The organism is Fructilactobacillus vespulae, from assembly GCF_047324295.1.
In the GTDB taxonomy this organism is placed as follows: Bacteria; Bacillota; Bacilli; order Lactobacillales; family Lactobacillaceae; genus Fructilactobacillus; species Fructilactobacillus vespulae.
In genome coordinates, this window is sequence record NZ_CP137138.1 from 831,069 (window position 1) to 853,879 (window position 22,811).

Annotated in this window: 20 protein-coding genes and 1 tRNA gene; 16 read left to right on the plus strand and 5 right to left on the minus strand. The window is 36.2% G+C overall.

The genetic code is table 11. The features are described 5' to 3' along the window. Positions 1–29 precede the first annotated feature (29 nt). The 9 genes from ligA (at position 30) to R4B61_RS04015 (ending at position 10,930) form a co-directional block, all read left to right on the plus strand. Positions 30–2,048, plus strand: coding sequence for an NAD-dependent DNA ligase LigA (gene ligA / locus R4B61_RS03975; protein WP_413628289.1), 2,019 nt, complete (start codon positions 30–32; stop codon positions 2,046–2,048). A 9-nt stretch (positions 2,049–2,057) separates the two neighbouring features. Continuing rightward, positions 2,058–3,170, plus strand: coding sequence for a CamS family sex pheromone protein (locus R4B61_RS03980; protein ID WP_413627014.1), 1,113 nt, complete (start codon positions 2,058–2,060; stop codon positions 3,168–3,170). 20 nt (positions 3,171–3,190) lie between these two features. Further along, complete coding sequence (gatC, locus tag R4B61_RS03985; protein WP_413627015.1) at positions 3,191–3,499, plus strand: Asp-tRNA(Asn)/Glu-tRNA(Gln) amidotransferase subunit GatC; 309 nt, start codon at positions 3,191–3,193, stop codon at positions 3,497–3,499. Then, positions 3,499–4,956, plus strand: coding sequence for an Asp-tRNA(Asn)/Glu-tRNA(Gln) amidotransferase subunit GatA (gene gatA, locus R4B61_RS03990; RefSeq protein WP_413627016.1), 1,458 nt, complete (start codon positions 3,499–3,501; stop codon positions 4,954–4,956). Before gatC ends, gatA begins: the two co-directional genes overlap by 1 nt. Positions 4,957–4,958: 2 nt before the next feature. Beyond that, complete coding sequence (gene gatB / locus R4B61_RS03995; RefSeq protein WP_413627017.1) at positions 4,959–6,380, plus strand: Asp-tRNA(Asn)/Glu-tRNA(Gln) amidotransferase subunit GatB; 1,422 nt, start codon at positions 4,959–4,961, stop codon at positions 6,378–6,380. A 14-nt stretch (positions 6,381–6,394) separates the two neighbouring features. Then, positions 6,395–7,336: a diacylglycerol kinase gene (locus R4B61_RS04000; RefSeq protein WP_413627018.1), complete on the plus strand. Its 942-nt coding sequence runs from the start codon at positions 6,395–6,397 to the stop codon at positions 7,334–7,336. A 51-nt stretch (positions 7,337–7,387) separates the two neighbouring features. Then, positions 7,388–8,764, plus strand: a complete 1,377-nt coding sequence (gene rlmD, locus R4B61_RS04005; protein ID WP_413627019.1) for a 23S rRNA (uracil(1939)-C(5))-methyltransferase RlmD — start codon at positions 7,388–7,390, stop codon at positions 8,762–8,764. Between the two features lie 131 nt (positions 8,765–8,895). Continuing rightward, complete coding sequence (locus tag R4B61_RS04010; RefSeq protein WP_413627020.1) at positions 8,896–10,275, plus strand: glutamate-cysteine ligase family protein; 1,380 nt, start codon at positions 8,896–8,898, stop codon at positions 10,273–10,275. A gap of 88 nt (positions 10,276–10,363) precedes the next feature. After that, positions 10,364–10,930, plus strand: a complete 567-nt coding sequence (locus R4B61_RS04015; RefSeq protein ID WP_413627021.1) for a TIGR00730 family Rossman fold protein — start codon at positions 10,364–10,366, stop codon at positions 10,928–10,930. Positions 10,931–10,960: 30 nt separating this feature from the next. Here R4B61_RS04015 and R4B61_RS04020 read toward each other — a convergent pair whose 3' ends face one another. Together R4B61_RS04020 and R4B61_RS04025 are read right to left on the minus strand one after the other, a co-directional pair. Further along, complete coding sequence (locus R4B61_RS04020; RefSeq protein WP_413627022.1) at positions 10,961–12,250, minus strand: aspartate kinase; 1,290 nt, start codon at positions 12,248–12,250, stop codon at positions 10,961–10,963. Then, positions 12,237–13,421 carry a homoserine dehydrogenase gene (locus tag R4B61_RS04025; protein ID WP_413627023.1) on the minus strand — a complete coding sequence of 395 codons (1,185 nt, stop codon included), beginning with the start codon at positions 13,419–13,421 and terminating at the stop codon, positions 12,237–12,239. The genes R4B61_RS04020 and R4B61_RS04025 overlap by 14 nt, the downstream gene beginning before the upstream one ends. 112 nt (positions 13,422–13,533) lie before the next feature. Here R4B61_RS04025 and thrC point away from each other — a divergent pair, with 112 nt between their 5' ends. The 3 genes from thrC to R4B61_RS04040 are packed head-to-tail and all read left to right on the plus strand — an operon-like array spanning position 13,534 to position 16,322. Next, the gene (thrC, locus tag R4B61_RS04030) at positions 13,534–15,015 is read left to right on the plus strand and encodes a threonine synthase (RefSeq protein WP_413627024.1); all 1,482 of its coding nucleotides are present in this window, start codon (positions 13,534–13,536) and stop codon (positions 15,013–15,015) included. Next, positions 15,008–15,886: a homoserine kinase gene (thrB, locus tag R4B61_RS04035; RefSeq protein WP_413627025.1), complete on the plus strand. Its 879-nt coding sequence runs from the start codon at positions 15,008–15,010 to the stop codon at positions 15,884–15,886. The genes thrC and thrB overlap by 8 nt, the downstream gene beginning before the upstream one ends. 1 nt (position 15,887) lies before the next feature. Next, the gene (locus R4B61_RS04040; RefSeq protein WP_413628290.1) at positions 15,888–16,322 is read left to right on the plus strand and encodes an ACT domain-containing protein; all 435 of its coding nucleotides are present in this window, start codon (positions 15,888–15,890) and stop codon (positions 16,320–16,322) included. 57 nt (positions 16,323–16,379) lie between these two features. Here R4B61_RS04040 and R4B61_RS04045 read toward each other — a convergent pair whose 3' ends face one another. The 3 genes from R4B61_RS04045 to gntK all read right to left on the minus strand — a co-directional run bounded on the left by R4B61_RS04045 (position 16,380) and on the right by gntK (position 19,397). Then, positions 16,380–17,279, minus strand: coding sequence for an IS3 family transposase (locus R4B61_RS04045; protein WP_413628281.1), 900 nt, complete (start codon positions 17,277–17,279; stop codon positions 16,380–16,382). Further along, complete coding sequence (locus R4B61_RS04050; protein ID WP_413627026.1) at positions 17,252–17,761, minus strand: transposase; 510 nt, start codon at positions 17,759–17,761, stop codon at positions 17,252–17,254. Before R4B61_RS04050 ends, R4B61_RS04045 begins: the two co-directional genes overlap by 28 nt. Positions 17,762–17,840: 79 nt before the next feature. After that, entirely contained in the window at positions 17,841–19,397 is a 1,557-nt protein-coding gene (gene gntK / locus R4B61_RS04055) for a gluconokinase (protein WP_413627027.1), read from the minus strand. Between the two features lie 145 nt (positions 19,398–19,542). Here gntK and R4B61_RS04060 point away from each other — a divergent pair, with 145 nt between their 5' ends. From R4B61_RS04060 to R4B61_RS04075, 4 genes are all read left to right on the plus strand, one after another. Beyond that, positions 19,543–20,319: a GH25 family lysozyme gene (locus R4B61_RS04060; protein ID WP_413627028.1), complete on the plus strand. Its 777-nt coding sequence runs from the start codon at positions 19,543–19,545 to the stop codon at positions 20,317–20,319. Between the two features lies 1 nt (position 20,320). Continuing rightward, positions 20,321–21,310, plus strand: coding sequence for a Gfo/Idh/MocA family protein (locus R4B61_RS04065; protein WP_413627029.1), 990 nt, complete (start codon positions 20,321–20,323; stop codon positions 21,308–21,310). Between the two features lie 10 nt (positions 21,311–21,320). Beyond that, positions 21,321–22,607, plus strand: coding sequence for a DEAD/DEAH box helicase (locus R4B61_RS04070; RefSeq protein WP_413627030.1), 1,287 nt, complete (start codon positions 21,321–21,323; stop codon positions 22,605–22,607). Positions 22,608–22,660: 53 nt separating this feature from the next. Beyond that, positions 22,661–22,733: transfer RNA gene (locus R4B61_RS04075), tRNA-Arg, on the plus strand. Positions 22,734–22,811: the final 78 nt, after the last annotated feature.

The window sequence follows — 22,811 nt, forward strand, 5'->3', positions numbered from 1 at the left end:
TAGTTAGGCGGTGAAAAAGAGTGGATAGGATTGCAGTTGATAAGTTAACGAAAGCGCAGGCACAACAAGAAGCGGATGAGATTCGTCCTCAATTAATAAAGTGGGGAAAAGAATATTATGAGCAAGACCAGCCTAGTGTTCAGGATGCAGAGTATGATCAAGTATACGCGCGCTTAACGGCTTTGGAAAAAGAATTTCCAGAAATTATATCTGAAGATTCACCCACCCAAAAAGTTGGTGGGGCCGTTAATTCAGAACTACAAAAAGTAAATCATGATATTCCCATGCTTTCGTTAGGAGATGTTTTTTCAAAGGAAGAACTTCAGTCATTTCTCAGTCGTCTGCAAGTTGATTACCCTGACGATACGGAATTTAATTGTGAACTTAAAATTGATGGGTTATCAATCTCCCTTCGTTATGAAGCAGGAAAATTGGTCCAGGGATCCACTCGGGGAAACGGTCGAATTGGTGAAGATATCACTAAAAACGTCTTAACCATTAAGTCGATTCCACAAACATTAACTAGACCTATCGATATTGAAGTTCGTGGAGAATGCTTTATGGGCAAGGAAGCCTTTTTGCAGTTAAACGAACGACGAGAAAACGACGGCAAAGCGACCTTTGCTAATCCTAGAAATGCAGCGGCTGGAAGTTTACGTCAATTAAACGCGCAAATTACGGCTGAACGACATTTAGACACCTTTATGTACAATGTTGCTGACTATTCTGACTTACAGGCTACAACTCAAAGTGAAATGTTAGCAGAGTTAAAAGAACTTGGTTTTAATGTAAATCCGACCTTTACAGTTGCTAAGAAAGTAGCTGAAATCAATCAATATATTGATAAGTATCAAGAACAACGAAATGAACTTAGCTATGGCATTGACGGAATCGTGATTAAAACGAACTCATTGGCATTACAAGAAGATATTGGACATACGATTAAGGTTCCTAAATGGGCGATTGCTTTTAAATTTCCGCCAGAAGAGGCACAGGTTAAGGTACTAGATATTGATTGGACGATTGGAAGAACCGGGGTTGTTACGCCAACTGCCATAATGGATAAAGTGGTGTTGGCTGGGACAACGGTTTCTAGAGCATCCCTGCACAACGCTGATTATATTCAAAATAAAGACATTCGAATTGGCGATACGGTAGTGTTATATAAGGCAGGCGATATTATTCCGGAAGTAGAACGTTTCTTGCCGGAAAAACGACCTCAAGATTCCGAACCCTATCAAATTCCAACCACCTGTCCTTCGTGTGGCGCAGAACTAATCCATCTTGATGATGAAGTAGCACTGCGTTGTATCAATCCCAAGTGTCCTGCTCAGTTGGCAGAACAGTTAACGCACTTTGCTTCTAGAAACGCGATGAATATCGATGGCTTGGGTCCTAGAATTATTAAACAATTGTTTGATAATGAATTGATTACGGATGTGGCTAGTATCTATAAGTTAAATTTAACCGATTTGGTTAATTTAGATAGATTTGGTGAAAAATCCGCGCAAAATCTTTTAGCAGCAATTGATAATAGTCGAAATAATTCTCTAGAGAGATTACTTTTTGGACTAGGAATTCGGCATGTTGGTGAAAAGGCGGCCCGGTTAATTGCAGCACAATTTAAAACTATTGAAACCATTATGGCGGCCAGCCATGATGAAATGATTCAGATTGATTCATTAGGTCCCACAATTGCGGCTAGTTTGGTAACGTACTTTGCTGATGAAAATAGTCGAGTTTTAGTTAAGGAATTACAAGCTGCAGGGGTTAATACTGACTTTCTAGATGTAAATCCGAAGGTTCAAAGTGAAACCTTTTTTACTGATAAAAGAGTAGTATTAACTGGTAAGTTAATCGAAATGACGAGAGGTCAAGCTAAAGAATGGCTGGAAGCTCGTGGTGCTAGTGTAGTTGCTAGTGTTTCTAAAAAAACTGACTTAGTTATTGCCGGGGAAGCTGCCGGAAGCAAATTAACTAAGGCAGAAAGTTTAGACATTCCGGTTTGGGATGAACAAAAATTTAAAGCAGAAATGGAAAAAGAATAGGGTGATATTGTGAAACGAATCGGATTATTTTTGTTAGTTGCAACTAGTTCAGTTCTATTAGTTGCCTGTGGTAATAATAAAAAAGTAAGTAATAGTGGTTCTGATAAAACTGAGTTAACTGGTAATGATTCTAATAATAGTTATCAAAGTTTGATTAAAGATGGAAATTACCAGGTAAGTAAGTCATCTGGGGTTAATCAAAATCAAACTAATAACACCTTTAATTTGCAAGGATTTCAACAAGACCTACAAAATATTTCTAAAAAACAATTTTCACCAAGTAAGTATGTCTTTCAGGAAGGTCAATATATTTCGACCGATAAGGCTTATGATTGGTTAGGTAGAAAGTCATCCAGTAATCCGGACGGTTTGAATCCTAACCAACCGGAAAAGAAAGTCGTTCCAGAATACTTACAACAGATTGAGGAACAAGATTATCTTCAACCAGAGAGTGGAACTAATAAACTTAAGGGAATGACTATCGGAATCGGGTTAAATTCAGTTTATTACTACACAAAAGAAAAATATGGTGCCCAATATTCGAAGAAATTAAACGATGAAGATATTGAGAAAAATGGGAAAGAAATTGCTGATAAAATTTTAGCTAGAATGCGAAAAGATAAAGCAACCAAAAATATTCCAATCGTAATTGCTTTATATAAGGCAGCTCCAGATGACAGTTTAGTGGGTGGAAATCTATTTGCTTACTCTGTTAATAATAGTGGAGACTCTTCCGTTAAATCTTGGAGCAAAATTGATCAAAAAACGTATGTATTACCAACTAGCGGTGATGAAAAAATTCCAAATGGAAATGATGAAACGGCATTTACACAGTTTAAAGATAAGACGCAAAATTATTTCCCAACGCTTAGTGGAATTACTGCCAAGGCTAAATATACCAACGGACAATTATCAGGAATGACAATTAGTGTAACCACTCAGTTCTTTAGTTATACTGAGATTAATAGTTTTACCCAATACCTCCAAAGTGCTGCGCAAAAATATCTTCCTACCGGTGCACCAGTTGAAATTCAAGTTGGTTCAACCAGTGGAATGCAAAGTTACTTGTATCGTGGTAAAAATGATAAGAAGTTTAACGTTCATGTGTTTACAAATTATTGATAAAAATTAGGAGGTCAATTATGACAGAAAAAGTTAATGAAGCAAAAACCCAACATATTGCTGGATTAGCGAAGTTAAAGCTCTCTGAAGAGGAACTTCCCAAGTTCACTGAACAACTTAACGATATGTTAGGTATGCTAGATGAATTAAGTACGGTGGATACTGAAGGAATTGAACCCACTTACTCAGTGACCGACCAAATTAATGTTTTAAGAGACGATGTTGCTGATAACTGGGGTCAACGAGAAGAATTGTTGAAAAATGCTCCAGAAACGGCTGATGGTTTAATTAGAGTTCCAACCATTATCGATGAAAGTGAGGACAAATAATGAACTACTTTGATACAGATTTAGAAACCCTGCACGCCAAGTTAGTTAATGGTGAAATCACCTCTGAAGAATTAACTAAGCAAACAATTGCCAAAATTGAAGCGGAAAACGATACGATTGAAGCTTACCTAACGATCAATGACCAAGCAATTGAACAAGCTAAAGCAATTGATGCAGCTGGAATTAATCCAGATAGTATTCTTTCTGGAATTCCCATTGCGTTAAAAGATAACTTAGTTACTAAAGAAATGAGAACCACAGCAGCATCCAAAATGTTAGAAAACTTTACTTCATTATTTGATGCGACTGTAGTTGAAAAATTAAAAACTGCTGGTGCAATCTTTGTTGGTAAAACCAATATGGATGAATTTGCGATGGGAAGCTCTACTGAAAATTCAGCATTAGCAACCACGCATAACCCTTGGAATTTAGATACGGTACCAGGTGGATCATCTGGTGGTTCAGCTGCAACGGTTTCTGCTGGGGAAGTATTGGCCAGCTTAGGTTCAGATACCGGTGGTTCAATTAGACAACCCGCTTCATTTACTGGAGTGGTTGGAATGAAACCAACTTATGGACGAGTTTCTAGATGGGGATTGATTGCCTTTGGGTCTAGTTTTGACCAAGTTGGACCATTTACTAGAACCGTTAAGGACAATGCACACATGTTAAATGCAATCTCTGGTCATGACGACCACGATGCAACCTCTTCAACTAAAGAAGTTCCAGACTTTGCTGCTGGTATCGATAAAGGGGTTAAAGGACTTAAAATTGCATTACCAAAAGAATTTATCGGTGATGGGGTCCAGCCAGAAATTAAAGCAGCAATTAAAAATGCTGCAGCAAAGTATGAAGAATTAGGTGCAACTGTTGAAGAAGTATCCCTTCCAAATACTAAGTATGGTGTAATGGCTTACTACGTTTTAGCTTCTTCTGAAGCATCATCAAACTTAGAAAGATTTGATGGAATTCGGTACGGTTTTCGGGCTGCAGATGCCAAAAATCTAGAAGATGTTTACGTTAACAGTCGTTCACTTGGTTTTGGAGATGAAGTTAAACGTCGGATTATGATTGGAACTTTCTCACTTTCTGCCGGTTCATTTGATAAATACTTTAAACAAGCCGCTAAAGTTAGAACTAAAATCATTAATGATTTCCAAAAAGTTTTCCAAGATTATGACTTGATTTTAACTCCAACTGCAACTAGTACTGCATTCAAGATTGGGGAAGAAAGTTCTGATCCAATGGAAATGTACATCAACGATGCATTAACAATTCCAGTTAACCTAGCCGGTCTTCCAGGAATGTCACTTCCTGCTGGGTTTAGTGATGGTTTACCAATTGGAATGCAATTAATCGGTCGTCCTTTTGAAGAACAAACAATTTATCAAGCTGGGTATGCGTTTGAACAAAGTACTGATTTTCATAAGCAAACCCCTACGTTAGGAGGAAAATAATTATGAATTTTGAAACTACCATTGGACTGGAAGTTCATATTGAACTAAAAACAAATTCAAAGATTTTTAGCCCTTCCCCCGTTAAATATGGGGTTGAACCTAATGCCAATACTAATGTGATTGACTGGGGATATCCTGGAACCTTACCACGGGTTAACAAACAAGTAATTGCTAACGGAATTACAGCGGGACTTGCTCTTCATGCTGAAATTTCTAAGCATCCTCATTTTGACCGGAAAAACTACTTCTATCCTGATAACCCCAAGGGATACCAAGTCACTGAAAATGATATTCCTGCCGCAACTAATGGTTGGATTGAAGTTAAGAGTGGCGACGGTACCAAAAAAATTGGGATTGAAGAAATGCACGTCGAAGAAGATGCCGGTAAAAACACCCACGGAAAGAACTTTTCTTACGTTGATTTGAACCGTCAAGGAACTGCTTTGATTGAAATTGTTTCTAAACCAGAAATTTCAACTCCACAAGAAGCCTACGATTACCTAGAAGGACTTCGTGAAAGAATCCAATTTACTGGTATTTCTGACGTTAAGATGGAAGAAGGATCAATGCGGGTGGATTGTAATATCTCCCTTAAACCAGTTGGTTCAGATAAGCTAGGGCAAAAAATTGAGCTTAAGAACTTAAACTCATTTAACTATGTAAGAAAGGCCCTTGCTTACGAAGAAATTAGACAAGCACAAGTGATTATGTCTGGTGGAACCATTGGTGCAGAAACTCGTCGTTATGATGAATTAAACGGGAAAACTTACCTTATGCGTGTTAAAGAAGGTAAGGATGATTACAGATACTTCCCAGAACCAGATCTTCCTAGCTTAGAGATTAGTGACGAATGGATTAATGAGTTAAAAGAAGCAATGCCAGAAATGCCTGCTAGTCGGAGAAAACGTTACGTGGGTGAATTTGGTTTAACTGATTATGACGCTATGGTTTTAACCCAAACTAAGGAAATGTCTGACTTCTTTGATAAGTTAATTGAATTAGGCAGTGATGCTAAGATGGCATCTAACTACCTTCAAGGTGATGTAAATGCTTATCTAAATGATAATCAAGTTGGCTTAGCCGATACCAAGATTACTCCAGAAGCATTAGCTGCTATGATTAAGATGATTATGGATCAAACTATTTCAACTAAGATGGCCAAAAAGGTCTTTAAGGCGATTACGGATGGAAAAGATCCTAAGCAATTTGTTGAAGAAAAAGGTTTAATTCAATTATCTGATCCTGCTAAATTACAACCAATTATTGATGAAGTATTAGAAAATAACCCACAATCAATTGAAGACTTCCATAACGGAAAAGACCGTGCAGTTGGCTTCTTAGTTGGTCAAATTATGAAGAAAACGCAAGGTAAAGCAAATCCATCAATCGTTAATAAACTTTTGATGCAATCATTAAATAAATAGAAAGTGGTGTAACGATGGTAAAGCGAGCACGCATAATTTATAATCCAACTTCGGGTCGCGAAATTTTAAAACCCAAGTTGATTGATATCTTAAATGTCTTAGAACTAGGTGGCTATGAAACTAGTACGTTTGCGACTACTTCTACACCAAATTCTGCAAGGGACGAAGCAGCTCGTGTTGCTAGTGCTGGTTTTGATTTGGTGGTTGCTGCTGGTGGTGATGGAACCATTAATGAAGTCATTAATGGAATTGCACCATTGGAGCATCGTCCGCAACTAGGGATTATTCCCGCGGGAACTACTAATGACTTCGCTAGAGCCCTCGGAATTCCTCGTGATGATTTTGTTGAAGCTGCTAAGGTGATTGTAAATGGCCAATTAACACCGATGGATGTCGGTAAGGCCTACAACGAAAAAGCAACTCACTACTTTATAAATATTGCCGCTGGTGGTCGTTTAACTGAACTAACCTATGATGTTCCTTCAGATTTAAAAACGGTTTTTGGTTATATGGCTTATTTAGTTAAAGCGGTAGAGATGCTACCCCAAGCACGGCCAGTTAACATTAAGGCGACGTATGATGGTGGTGAATACGAGGGGAAAGCCTCAATGTTCTTTTTAGCAATGACTAATTCAGTCGGAGGGCTAGAACAAATGGTTCCCAATGCTTCACTAAATGACGGTAACTTTACGATGATTATTGTCAAAACGGGAAACATGTTCGAAGTATTGCAATTGATTACTAAGGCATTGAGTGGAGGCCGTCATATTAATGATGATCGCATCATTTATGCCAAAACCAGTAACTTTTCCATTAAACCTAAGCGGGGAAAACTTCCAATTAATTTAGATGGTGAGTTTGGTGGAAAAACACCAATGAAATTTGTGAACTTAAAGGAACATATTTCCATTTATTCAAATATAGATCCCACAGTTAGTCTTCCAGAGCACGAATAGAATTAAAAAGTTTTGTCGTTTCTTGCGGCAAAACTTTTTTAAGGAGAAATAATGAGCAAAAAAATTGATGCACCAGTAACTAAGAACCAAGAATTAGAAGTTAAGATTATGGATTTGACTTATGAAGGTCTTGGAGTAGCTAAGGTTAATGAACATTACCCCTTATTTATTGAAGATGCACTTCCTGGCGAAGTGGTGAAAGTTAAAGTATTAAAGGTTAAAAAGAACTTTGCATTTTCCAAACTAGAAAAAATTATTCAAAAAAGTTCCGACCGCGTTTCTGCAATTGATAAGCGTTTCACTCAATCTGGGATTGCTCCCTTACAGCATTTAGCTTATGATAAGCAATTAGAATTTAAACAACACCAGGTTGCCGAAATGTTTAAAAAGAATCATTTAGATGTGGAAGTTGACCCTACAATTGGGATGGAAAAACCGTTTGAATATCGTAACAAAGCACAAATTCCAGTTAGAATGATTAATAATCAACTAGAAACTGGTTTTTATCGACGCCACAGTCACGATTTAATTCCAATCGAAAACTTCTATATTCAAGAACCAGAAATTGATAAGGCCATTGTAATTGTTCGCGATATTTTGCGAAAACATAACATCTCGGCTTATGATGAAATTAGTCATTCTGGATTGATTAGAAATATCATGGTTCGTTATGGTTTTGTTAGTCATGAAATGATGATTGTTTTAGTGGTTAACAATCGTGATTTACCACACGCTCAAGAAATTACTAATGATATTATGGAAAAACTACCCAATCTAGATAGTTTAATGATTAACGTTAATACCAGTCGTGGTAATAAATTGATGGGAGAGAGAAACTTTGTCCTTGAAGGTAAAAACTACATCATGGATGAGTTATTAGGAACTAAGTTTATGATTTCTCCTTTATCTTTTTACCAAGTTAACCCAGTACAAACGGAAAAGCTATATCAACTTGCGATTGAAAAAGCTAAGTTAACCAAGGAAGATACGGTAATCGATGCTTATTGTGGAATTGGAACAATCTCTTTAGCAATGGCACCTAACGTTAAACACGTTTACGGTGTTGATGTGGTTAAAGAGGCCATTGAAGATGCACGAACGAACGCTAAATTAAACCAAATTGACAACGCTACGTTTGTGGTTGGTAAAGCAGAAAAGCAAATGAAGCTTTGGGCAGAAGATGGCATTAAGCCAGACGTAATTGTGGTTGATCCACCACGTAAAGGGATGGATGAAACATTTATCGAAAGTGTTTTAAAAATGAAACCAGAACGCTTAGTTTACGTTTCTTGTAACCCATCAACCTTGGTTAGAGATGCTAAACTATTAAGTGAAGGTGGTTACGAAATTAATCAACCAGTTCAACCAGTTGATCAATTCCCACAAACACCCCACGTTGAAAGTGTTTCAGTTTTTGAACGAAAATAAATTAAAAGAAAAACATTCTGATTAAGTTCAGAATGTTTTTTTGTTTAAAAATAGTTTGACGCCAGTGAATAAGAGTGACTATAATTGGTCCAATTTAATTCCTAATGAATTAAAAGAAAGAAGGGCTGCTTATGCTTAGTAAAATTGGTCAATTGATTTTAAGCCAAGATTTAGAGGCTACCATGATGGACGTTCGAATGGGACTAGAAGTTGAAATGCACCGAGTTGCAAAAGACGGAAAGGTCTCTAAAAACGAATTTCCAACGGAATTAGGAAATCAGCAAGAAAATCACCATATTAAAAATGACTTTTTGAATAGTCAAAGTGAATTAATTACACCCACGGCCAATAATTCGGCGGAAGCGGTTCGGGATTTAACGGCCTTGAATCATACCTTAAGGAATTCACTTAGTCAGGATCACGAATTGTTGTGGCCACTTTCAATGCCACCCATTCTTCCAGCAGATTTATCTAAACTAGAAATTGCTCATGTTTCAAAAGAAAAACAAAAATACTACGAAAATTGGCTTAATAGTCATGATATTAGACGTTCTTTGCCAACTGGGGTACATATTAACTTAAGCTTTGATGACGCTCTGATGAGCTCATTATTTGCTTATTTAAAGGATGAATACCAAAGTCCAGCAGAATTACGAAATGTAATGTTTGAAAAGATTATTCACGGCTTTGTGCAATATCGCTGGTTGTTAACCTACTTATTTGGGGCTTCACCCATCACTGAAAATCACTATTACCAAAAGGCTCCAGAAAATCCAGTCCGTTCTTTAAGATCGTCTAGAAAATATGGATTATTTAGTGATTTTCGGGGAGATTATAGCAGTATTGCAAATTATGAAAAGGCAATTGTAACTGCAATTAATCGCCATGAAATTCAAAATGAAGCAGAATTTCATGGTCCCATCCGGTTAAAGACCATTGGTGAGTTAGAGGGGATGGCTAGCCGGGGACTCGACTATTTGGAGTTACGAATGTTAGACCTTGATCCTACCTCATCAATTGGGGTGCGGGATTCGACAATTCGATTTGTCAGATTATTGGTGATGTACTTTACGATGACTGATAGTACCTGGGATGAAAAATCACAAGAACTAGCAGAAGAGATGAACGAACGAGTAGCTTTAGAACCGGCCACTTCAATCACACAATATCAAAATCAAGCCTTGAGTTTTATGGCTAAATTACAGGGATTTGTTGATGAAGTCGGGCTTTCAGTAAATATTCAACATACTTTAAAAGAAATTTATAAGCGGGTTACTAATCCAACGAACACTTTATCTGCACAGTTAGAATTAATGATTGAGGATGATTCATTGGTAAAATATGCCATCCGACAAGCCCAAATGTATCAGGATGCTGCAATCACAGAAATTAAGAATCGGAGAATTTATCAATTATCGGTTGATGGACAGTACGTTTCAGAAGATCGGTTAAAACAAATTTTGTTTGATCAACCTTGGCATCACGTGGAATATCCGAAAGAAATTCGCTAAAAAGCGATCCCAATTGGGATCGCTTTTTTGCTTATTAAGCTCAATTTAGCTAGAATTAGTTTAATTTGATAAAAGAGGAGTTGGATTTATGAAGTCAATTGCAGTATATTGCGGGGCTGCTAGTGGTAATGATATTAAGTATCAGGAAGCAACCAAACAATTGGCAAATTGGATAGTAACTAATGATTACCAATTAGTCTATGGTGGCGGTGGTTTTGGATTAATGGGTTTATTAGCCCAAACGGTTTTAAAACTAGGTGGCAAAGTTTATGGAATTATGCCGAAGGAATTGTTTGAACGAGGGGCTGCCCAAACTGGATTGACTGATTTTGAAGTGGTCGAAAACATGTCAATCAGAAAACGACGGATGCTGGAGCTTTCAGATGCATGCATTGCGCTTCCAGGAGGACCAGGAACCTTGGAAGAAATTTCTGAGGCCTTCTCTTGGGCGCGAATTGGGGATAATAACAACCCTTGTGTTCTTTTTAATGTTTTTGGCTATTATGATTCGCTAAAAGATTTCTTTGACGAGATGACGGAAAAGGAATTTTTGACCCAACATGATCGAGATAAATTATTATTTTCGGATTCGTTAATTACCATTGATAAATTTATTAATAGTTATATCCCACCGGAAGTTAGAAAGTATAAATAAAAAGCTTGTCTCGAACTGAGACAAGCTTTTTTAGGCTTGGTTATAAAGCATTTTGATGGCGTTTTGATAGTCACAATTATTAACCCCAAAGACCACTTTAATGTCGTTAGTAGCTTGAAAAACTGACTTAACGTTAATGTCACTTTGATCTAGTTTATCAATAAACGATCCGGTCATTGCCGGATGCTGCTTTAAAGATTCACTAACGATGGCAACTAAGGCAATGTGATTTTGCACGTTAATTTCCAACTGGTTAGAAAACTGTTGTTGGATTAAATCCAGTGCATTACATAATTCTTGATCTTCGATTTGATTAAAAATTAAGGTTAGTTGATCAGCGGCAGTTTGGTAGTATTCAAAGTTATAATTTTGTGAACGTAAACAATTGATCAAGGCCGCAATGGCGGAGATATCACGATTTAATTGATACTGTTTGAGATTGATGATTGTTTGATTTTGTTTCCCAGCAAAGCCCGTAATGTCAGTAGGATGGGCTCGTTGTAGCACAACCCGGGTTCCTAAATCTTGGGGATGATTAGTGTTTTTAATTTGAATGGGAATTCCCTTTATTTTGACGGGATGAATTGCAGCTGAATTAAACACTTGAATTCCGAGATAAGCTAATTCCTGGAGTTCATCAAAAGTTAATTCATAAATTTTACGAGAGTGATTAATGATTCGTGGATCAACTTGTAAAATTCCAGAGGTATCGGTCCAATTTTCGTACAAGTCAGCATCTAATAAATTAGCTAAGATGGCACCGGAAGTATCACCGCCACCACGTTCTAGGAGGGTGATTTGCTGCTGTTCATTTCTGGCATAAAAACCAGGAACAATTAGATGCTGTTTCTCGTTAGTAATTTGATTGAGTTTTTTTAATGATAAGTCATAGTCGATTTGGTGATTATTGATGGAGATGAAATCAGCGGCATCAACCATTTGCCAGTCCAGATAATCTGCTAGTAAAGTTGCCGTGAAATATTCACCACGAGAAGTTATTTCTGCCTCAGTTAAGTTGTTTTGGGGACTTTGAATGGGTTTTAGCAGTTCAACAATATCGACGTTTAGAGCTAAGGCAGCTTTAATATCAGCTAATCTTTTTTCAATTTTAACTAATTCGTTTTGGTATTGAAGTTTGTTGCTTTTCAACTGACTTAGCTTGATTAATTGGTCAGTTAACTTAACGGGTTCAAGTTCACTTTTACCTAGTGCACTGACTACGACTGCTGAGCGATGGGGATTGCTTTCAATGATTCTTTTAACCTTTTTAAACTGCTCGGCATCGGCCATTGAACTTCCACCAAACTTAGCTACGATCATTTTCGGCACCTCCATTAATACAAGCAAGAAATGGTTTATCACCTGTAAGTGCAATTTGTTGAACGGTTTCGTGAATTAGTTTGGTATTGATTTGCTTAACAAACCAGTATTCACCATCTTGCTTCAATTCGTAATCGGGAAGATAGTGATTTAAATCAGCCTTGGTTCTGACGATGTAATCCATAATTTTAGTTTCGTTATTTAGTTCTAATTTTTGGTTAAACTTCCGGTCAAGATGGTCATTTTTAAGATAAACATCTAAGATATCTTGGACTAAGGCGTGGGCAGTTGGTAGCATTCCAGCTCCTTGACCATTAAAGCTAAGTTTACCAATCGTATCTCCACGGAGGCCAACGTAATTGTAGTTATTGTGCACCCCAGCTTCAATTTGTCCTGGTGAATATAGTGTAGGTTCAATGACAAATGTATAACGATTGTTCTTTAGAAAGCTTCTTCCTAGTAGTTTGACGATCCAACCGTGTTCCTTAAAGTATTGAATATCATTATGAGTGATATTGCGAATTCCAAATTTTAATAGGTGATCGCCAGGTTCAACGATGGTGTCATAAGCAATGTCTGTACTGATACAAAGTTTGTTTTCAATATCATAACCATCAATATCAGCACTGGGATCTGCTTCAGCGTAGCCTAAGTCCTGCGCTTCTTTTAAAACCTCATCAAATTTGGCACCAGTTTTAGTCATTTGATCAAGGATGAAGTTACTAGTTCCATTAAAGATTCCGTGAATTGAGTCAATCTTATCAATTCGAAGGGCCCGTTCTAGGTTAATAATCCAAGGAATCCCACCACCAACACTGGATTCAAAGTAAAATTTAACCTGATTTTCGGCTGCAATTTTAGTGAATTCTTGGATGTGACGAGCAACCACAGCTTTATTGGCAGTTACCACGCTTTTTCCGTGTTTAAGGGCATCAATAATCATTGTGTGCGCGGGTTCAATTCCTCCCAGAACTTCGACAATTAAATCAATGTCGGGGTTGTTTAAAATACTAGCGTAATCAGCAGTTAGTTTAGGAGAACCATCCACTTTTTCAGGACGAACGAAGATTGAAACCACCTTTAGTTGATTGGTAAAAGCGGTATTTTGCTCAGAAATAATCTGATCAACTCCTGAACCGACAGTTCCTTTTCCTAAAATTGCAATATTCATGATAATCCTCCTAAATAGTCGTTTTTGTGTTTTTTAAATAAACACACTTGTTTTTTAATAATAAACAGATTATCATTTAGATAAATAAAAAGCAAGACGTTGGAGGTTAATAATGAGTAAATACTATTCGAGTACCAGAAATAAGCAGAACACTCTAAATGCAAAGGAAGCAATTTTAAAGGGATTTGCTGATGATAAGGGACTGTTTGTCTTACCCAGTTTAGGAGAGGAGCAAATTGATTTAACTAAGCTATCAGAACTTAGTTATCAACAAATTGCTGAACAAGTATTAACTTTGTTATTACCAGATTTTTCTACTACAGAAATTCAAAATGCAATTCAAAATGCATATACAAATTCGTTTGATAACGACGAAATTACACCATTAAAAGCGGTCGATGATTTTTATGTTTTAGAACTATTTCATGGACCTACTAGTGCATTTAAGGATGTGGGATTACAACTATTGCCTGAACTAATGAAGCAATCCGTTGCCAATAATCAACAAGTGATGATTTTAGCAGCTACTAGTGGAGATACTGGAACAGCTGCATTAGATGGATTTAAGGATAAGTCTCAAATGGGGATTACCGTTTTTTACCCAGATGGCGGGGTTAGTCCAGTTCAACAACAACAAATGTTGACTACTAGTGGCGAAAATACTCGGGTAGCAGCAATTGACGGTAACTTTGACGATGCTCAGACTAACGTTAAAAAGATATTTAATGATTCCAGTTTAAAAGCAAAATTAGGTAACAATAAACTTTTATCTAGTGCAAATTCAATTAACATTGGACGTTTAATTCCACAAATTGTTTACTATTTTAGTGCTTACAAACAGTTGATTCAGGCTGGAAGAATTAAGAGAGGGGACCAAGTTAGTTTTACGGTTCCGACCGGTAATTTTGGGGATGTTTTAGCTGGTTACTATGCCAAAAAATTAGGTCTTCCGGTGGACCAACTAGTGGTTGCTTGTAACGAAAATAACGTTTTAGCAGACTTCTTTGCGACTGGAATTTATAACCGTAATCGTCCTTTCTTTAAGACCATTGCTCCCAGCATGGATATTCAGGTATCTAGTAACTTTGAACGACTACTTTACTATGAAAGTGGTCAAGATGATCAATACATTAAAGCGCTAATGGATAGTTTAGAAACAACTGGTCAATATCAAATTACCTCAGAGTTGTTAGGAAAGATTAAACAAGAATTTGCTTGTGGCTATAGTACAGATAGTCAAATTGAGGCGGCAATTAAACTGGTATTTGAAAAATATGGTTATCTAATGGATCCGCATACGGCTTCTGGTTATCGAGTGTTAAGAGATGAACAAAAAGACCAGGTCCCAATGATTTTATTAAGTACCGCTAGCCCATATAAATTTGCGGATGCAGTTTCTGATGCGTTGTTTTCAAAACATGATGATGATGTAAAAGAAAATATTAATAAGATAAGACAAGCAACTCAGGTAGAAATTCCTAAAAATCTACAAGCAATTTGGGATAAACAAATGGTTGCAAATCCAACCATTGAGCCTAGTGAAATGACTGATTTAGTTTGGAAAAATATTGGTGAGGTGTTTGGTGATGATTAAGATTCAAGTTCCTGCCACTAGTGCTAATTTAGGAACTGGATATGACTGTATGGGAATGGCGGTTAACTTATTTTCTGAATTTACTTTTACTTCCAGTGAAAAACGCTTAGAAATTAGTGGTTGTGCTGAAGAATTTAAAAATAGTTCCAATTTAGTTTATCGCGCCTTTGTCCGTGGTTGTGAATATCTTCAAGTTCCGGTTCCTAACTTAAAAATTAAAATTGAAACAGAGGTTCCGGTTTCTAGAGGACTGGGGAGTTCAGCCTCATGTATCGTCGGTGGTTTAGTAGCATCATTTACTTGGCACCAAAAACCCATTGATAAGGACATTATTTTAAAATTAGCTTGTGAAATGGAAGGACATCCCGATAATGTATCTCCGGCAATCTTCGGTGGTTTATGCATGTCATTTATCCAAAATGAGCAAGTCGAATTAATTAAATATCCAGTTAGTTCTGACTTACATTTTTTAGCCATTATTCCTGATTTTAAGGTTAGTACTGAAGCAGCTCGCGCAATTCTGCCTAAGCAGTTAAGCTATGCTGACGTAACTTATCAGGTTAGTCATGCATTATTGTTAGTGGATGCGCTTCAGACGGGTTCCTTACAAAAATTAAAGTTAGCTTTAGATGATCGGATGCAGGAACCATATCGAAAAAAACTAATTAATAATTATGATAATATTAAAAAATTATGTGATAAAATGAATTGTGATCTTTACATTAGTGGTAGTGGGTCAACATTAATGGGCATAACTGATGACATTACCATACAAAATGAATTAATTAATGAAATTAAAAAATTACTACCTAAATGGTTGTTAAAACCGGTTAGCGTAGATCCAGATGGATTTAAAATCGAGGTGCATTAACATAGATAAGTATTATATTATTGACCAATCACTATTACCGGAAACGTTTAGTAAGGTGATTGCTGCCCGCCATCTTTTGGAAGGCGGAAAAGCAAAGAATATTAGTGAAGCGGTTAAAGAAGTTGGAATTAGTCGGGGAAGTTTTTATAAGTACAAAGATTTAGTTTTTGAAACAGAAGAGGAAAACTGGAATCGAAAGGCAGTAATCTCTTTTATGCTGAATGATGAAGCCGGAATTTTATCAACAGTTTTAAAAGAAATTGCAGAAAGCCATGCCAGTGTATTAACGATTAACCAAAATATTCCCATTCATAAATTAGCCAGTGTAGTTATTTCATTAGACTTAAGCAAGATGGAAACTACCATTGATGGTTTGATTAAAATGATTGAAAAAATTTACGGAACTAGCAACGTTAGGTTAGTTTCAATTGAATAAAAAAACAGGGCTGATAAAAATGAAGTGCTATAGAAAAGTTAGACACTTTATATAATTTTAAATTTTTAAGGATTTACACCTATATTCAACTGGTGTAAGTCCTTTTTTATTTCCTGAAATTCGTTCATTGTTAAACCAATCAACATATTTTTTGTATGTATTTTTTAATGTAATTACAGAATTAATATTAATACGATTTAAACACTCCCTCTTTAATAAATTAAAGAAACTCTCAATAGGTGCGTTATCTAAACAGTTTCCCTTTCGGGACATACTTTGCATATAACCATTAGATTTTAATTTTTGTCGATATGATTTTAATTGATAGTGGAATCCTTGGTCTGAATGTATCAATGGTTTACTATTTTGGGGAAGATTCATACTTAATTTATCTAACATATCTGAAACCAGCCTCCAGTTTGGATGCTCACTAATACTTGTTGCTAAAACTTCTCCAGAGGCTTCATCAATTATTGCCGATATATATCCCCATTTATTTTTTCCAATTTTCACTTGTGTTATATCTGTATGAAGCACCTTATATGGGATAGTTTCATTAAATTTTTGTTTTAGAATATTAGGAGCAATTTTTCCTATTTCACCCTTAAATGAAGAATATTTCCTTGTTTTTTTTGAGTATACAGTACAAATTAATCCAATTTTCCGCATTATTCTTCGCACGGTTTCTAAACAATATGTATATCCTTTATTAATCAAAATTTGCCAAATCCTACGATAACCGTAGGTTTCACGACTTTTTAAATAGATATTTTTAATTTCTTCTTTCAATTTAAGATATTTATCTGGTTTTTTTGATCGTTTTAATGCAGCATAATAAGTTTTTCTTTTTAAATTGAAGTATTTTAACAACTGTCTAAAATTATATTCTGGCCTTAAAGAATTAATTAGTATTGCTATTTCTGTTGATTTTATTTTCTTTCCTTTAAGGCTCTCAATTTTTTTGAGATATCAAGTTCCATTTGTGTGTAACGTAGTTTTTCTTCTAAATCAGAAATTTTTTGTTTGTATTCTTCCTCTTTTGTCTTCGGAATTTCTTTTAATGCTTTTTTACCTTTACTTTTTTTCATAGATGGCCGTCCTATCTTTTTTAAACGAAGTGCGGTAATCCCATAATTTTCAAAATCTTTAACCCATTTTCTAACTTGAGATTGATTGATTTTAAAATAAGAAGCTACTTTGGAATAGCCTTCGTTATGATTTTGATAGCATTTTACCACCATTAACTTAAAATTTTGACTATATTTTTGCTTAGCTCGACGAGCTAAAATTTGATAGCCACTTACATTAACTTGGTCAATCCAACTATATATTAAACTTTTGCTTATTCCATAATTATTTTTAATTTCATTAACTGAATAATCTTCTTCTAAACATAAATGAACAAGTTCTGCTTTAAATTTCGGTGAATATTTTGTCATAAAAAAAGCACCCCATAACTGTTATTTTTGTCTAACAATTATAGGGCACTTCAAAATCAGTCCTGTTTTTGTTTAAATCTTATTTTTCGTCATCAACGGTTTCAGTATCATGTTCACGTTGGAATTTGGCGATGTTTTGGTATTCAGGTTTGAGGTAACGACTCAAACGGATGTAAATTGGAATTAGTTCACGGTATGCTTCGTAGTTTTCTGGATTTGGCTTGTGGTTTTGTGTAACTCCCACAAACTTATCAACGTCATAGAGGCTATCAATCATACCAAGACTTTGCATTCCAAGGGTTGCGGCACCAAGAGCAGTTCCTTCAAAACTCTTAGGAATGTTAACGTCTTGTTCAAAGACATCGGCTAACATTTGACGCCATAATTCAGAACGTGCAAAACCACCAGTTGCTTGAATGCTAGTTGGTTCGCCAACAACTTCTTGAAGTGCCAACATAACTGTGTATAAGTTATAAACGATTCCTTCTAGAGCAGCTCTAATCATGTTTGCTCTAGTGTGTTTTCTAGTTAAACCAAAGTAGGTACCACGGGCATCGGCATCCCAAATAGGAGCACGTTCACCACCAAGGAATGGTAAGAAAATCAAACCATCTGATCCGGCAGGAACTTCAGCGGCAATTTGAGTTAACAAATCATAAGCGTCTAAATGCATTTGTTCGGCAGTTACTTTTTCTGGAAGGCAAAGTTGATCTCTAACCCAACGGAAGACAATTCCACCGTTGTTAACTGGTCCACCGACTACCCACATTCCTTTAGCTAGGTAGTAACAAAAGACACGTCCCTTTGGATCAATTTTAGGCTTGTCAGTAACAACCCGAACGGCACCAGAAGTACCAATGGTAACAGCAACCACACCCGGTTTAATGGCGTTAACCCCTAGGTTGGCTAATGGACCATCAGATGCACCAATTACGAATGGAGTGTTTTTATCAATTCCAATCATATTAGCATAGTGATCAACCATTCCAGTAAGTTGGTAGTTAGTATCAACTAGTTCAGGTAATTGATCTCTAGTAATTCTGGCAACTTCAAGGGCTTGTTTATCCCAATCCATTGTGTGGATGTTAAATAAACCAGTAGCATTGGCAATGGAGTAGTCTTCCTTTAAAGTTCCAAATAACTTGTAGTTAATGTATTCTTTAATTCCAACAAACCAGCGAGTCTTATTGAAGATTTCAGGCTTTTGGTTACGGATCCACATAATTTTAGTAAGTGGGGTCATAGGGTGGGTAGGAACACCGGTGTTCTTGTAAATTTCCATCCCTAAACCATTTTCCTTAAGCTCATCTGCATAATCAACTGCTCGGTTATCAGCCCAAGTAATTGCACGAGTTAATGGCTTATAATTTTCATCTAAACAAATCAAACTATGCATGGCACATGAGTATGAAATTCCCTTTAGACTACCGTTTTCTAAATCAGCTTTTTCAAGGACATGATTTAAACCGTCAATCATAGCACTGAAAATTTCTTCTGGATCTTCTTCGGCCATATCAGTTGTATCTTGATATAAAGTGTAAAGATCGTTAGAGTAACCTTGAACTTCACCCTTTTCATCATACAAAACTGTTTTGACACTGGTTGTACCAATATCAATTCCAATTACGTATTCCATAATAATCCCCTTAGTAATTTTTTATTGGTTATAAGCTATAAATAAGCTTTCTTAACGCTTTCATTATATGGGACTACCCCCCGTAATTCAAGTAAGTACACACTAATGTGGTAACATATAAATAAATTTATTTTGTGAGGTTGAAATGGAAAGAATCAGTCGAACATCATATCAAAAAAAAGCTAAGCAGAGGCGTGTGCAACTTAAACTAGCAAAGTTGGGAATTGGTATCTTAATTTTGTTAATTTGTGTTGGCTTTCTATATAAATATCAACAAACTAAGCAACGGCAAAGCGAATTTTTACAACAGTACCCCATTCGGGGAATTTCTTTGAGTCAAAAAAATAATTACGTTGATTTTAACGAACTAAAGAATAAAGGAGTTTCCTTTGTCTATTTGAGAAGTGGACAGGGAGCAACCTACATTGATGATGATTTTGATAATAACTATTCAAGAAGTGTGGGATCAGGACTAAAGGTAGGGGTATATCACCAATATGGCTTTGATTCACCCATCAAAAAGCAGGCCGAAAATCTAGAAAAGATTGCCACTGATCAAACCGGAGATTTACCTTTTCGAATTGATATTGATTATTATGGTGAGTATACCAAAGATAGCGTTGATAAAAAGGTTTTACAGCGACGGGTGAACGAATTAGTAAAAATTCTCTATCAAAAATACAAACGACCAGTCTTGTTAAAGACTACTTCTGATAACTATCAAGCGTTAGCAAAAATTCCACATACTGAATTTTGGGTGACCGATAGTACCAGGGAAAAACAAGTTAAATATAAAACGTTTACAAAGACTGCTCCTTTGTATGAAAATGGTGAAAATGATGGGAGACACGTAGTTGTTTTCAATGGAAATAAGGTACAATGGGAAAGATACATTAATAAATTAGAAAAGGATGGTAGTTAATATGATTAAAGTGGGAATTATTGGGACCAACTGGATAACCCAACGGATGATTGATGCAGCAAATGCCACCGGAGAATACCAATTAACGGCAGTTTATTCACGAACAGAAAAACGAGCTATTGAATTTGCTCAACAAAATAACTGTGAACAAACTTTTACCCAACTAGATGAATTTTTTGCTAGTCCAGCTTTTGATACAGTTTACATTGCATCACCTAATTCTTTTCACTATCGTCAGGTTTTAACTGCAATCCAAAATGATAAAAATGTTATTATTGAAAAACCGGCTTTTTTAAGTCCTTATCAAGTTCAAAGCGTATTTGATGAGTTAAAGAATCATCCTGACGTTCATTTGTTTGAAGCAGCCAGAAATATTCATATGCCCGCTTTTAAGGAATTAAAGAAACGTTTAGCAGAAACAGAACGAATCGATGGGGCGGATTTAACGTTCAGTCAATATTCGTCAAGATATGATTTAGTGTTACAAAATCAAACACCTAATGTTTTTAATTTAGACTTTGGTGGTGGAACATTAGCGGATTTAGGTATTTATCCCCTTTATGCAGCAATTGGGTTATTTGGAAAACCGAGAAAACAAGCTTATTATCCCACCTTTATCAAGAGCGGTGCTGACGGAAAAGGAACTGCAGTACTAACTTACGATAAATTTACGGTTACATTGAATTTTAGTAAGATGTCTAACTCAAACCAAAATTCTGAGGTGTACTCAGCCAGAAAAGTTTTTGAAATTGATAGTGCAGGTGAGTTTACGACCGCTTGGGAAACAGATCAAACTAAGCAAGTAATCAGTGATACTTACCAAAGTAATCCGATGATTCCGGAACTACAGGATTTTGCTCGAGTTTTAAATCATCCAGAAGATGTTACTAACCAAAATGACTATCAAAATTGGCTCGAGTTGGTAAAAACGGTTAATTTGATTTTAGTAAGACTGGCGAACACAGCTGGAATTGAATATCCCCAAAATTAAGGAGTAAAAAGTGTTAGAACAATTTGAAAAACGATTTGAACAATTAGGTTATCAAGCACCAACGGAAGTTCAAAAAGCAGTTTATCAACCTATGATTGATGGAATTGAGGACTTTGTGGCATTATCACCAACGGGTTCTGGTAAAACAGTGGCCTTTTTGATGCCAATTTTGGCTAATATTATGGCTGGACAAGGTACTCAAGCAATTATTGTTGAACCTTCACAAGAATTAGCAATGCAGGTTACCAATATTATTAGAGATTGGGGAAAACCATTTAACGTGAAAGTATTGCCAATTATTGGGGGTGCCAACGTTAAAAGACAGCACGAACAATTAAAGAAACGACCTGAAATTGTAATTGGAACTCCCGGTAGAATTTTAAGCTTGTTGGCTGACCGTAAGTTAAAAACTAATCTGGTGGAAAACGTAGTCATTGATGAAGCGGATGATTTATTACAAGATGATTCACTTGAGAAAGTGAAGCAAATTGTGGCATCGGTACCTAGAGACACCCAGGTCGGCTATTTTTCAGCAACCGCTAGCGATGTTCTCTATAATTTAGAAACAGAAATGGGCAAACCGGCCAAAATTATTGATGTCAGAAACTTAGATAAAAGTCGTGGTGAAGTTAGACACGGTCAATTCATGGTTTCAAGGGGAAAAAGAAACGATGTCTTGAATCGACTAACCAAATTAACGAACTTTAAGGCGTTAGTTTTCTATAATCAAAATAGTGATTTAAATCGTTCCTTTAATTACTTTAAACACCAGGGCTTTGCTCAAGTTGAAAAACTAAGTGGTGATGAAAACAAGTTACAACGAGAACGAGCACTTCGTAATTTCAGAAAAGGCCAAACTAAGTTGCTGTTAACTACCGATGTTGCAGCAAGAGGCTTAGATATTGCCAAGTTACCCGCTGTCATTAATTTTGATTTACCTAAAGATGCCACTACCTATATTCATCGAGTGGGAAGAACTGGGAGAATGGGTGAACCGGGAACCGTTTTAAACTTCGGTGATGATCACGACTTACGTGATTTAAAGAAGGTCTTAAAAGATGAAGAGTATGTTTTAAAACCAATCTACTATTACCGTGGTAAGTTACTTGATGAGATTCCGGATGAAGCTAAAAATAAAACTCCTAAGCCACAGAAAATAAAATCGAATGGGAAAGCAATTGAAAAGGCTAGCTTCAAAGAGAAAGAAAGCCACACTACATTTGTTGCAACTCCTAAAAAAGCACGCAAAAAGAACCGAAAAAGAAATCAAAAAAATAAAGGAAAGCGCAAGAAGTGATTTTTACGACCTTTACGGATTGAACTAATCGTGAGAAAATTAAAAAGGTTGTTGGCCCTATAGCACAACTGGATAGGGCAGTCGCCTCCTAAGCGATCGATCTCAGTTCGAGTCTGAGTGGGGTCATAAATTAAAAAGGAACTCATTTGAGTTCCTTTTTTAATTTGCAATAAATCCATTGATAATCACAATGAAAACGTATAC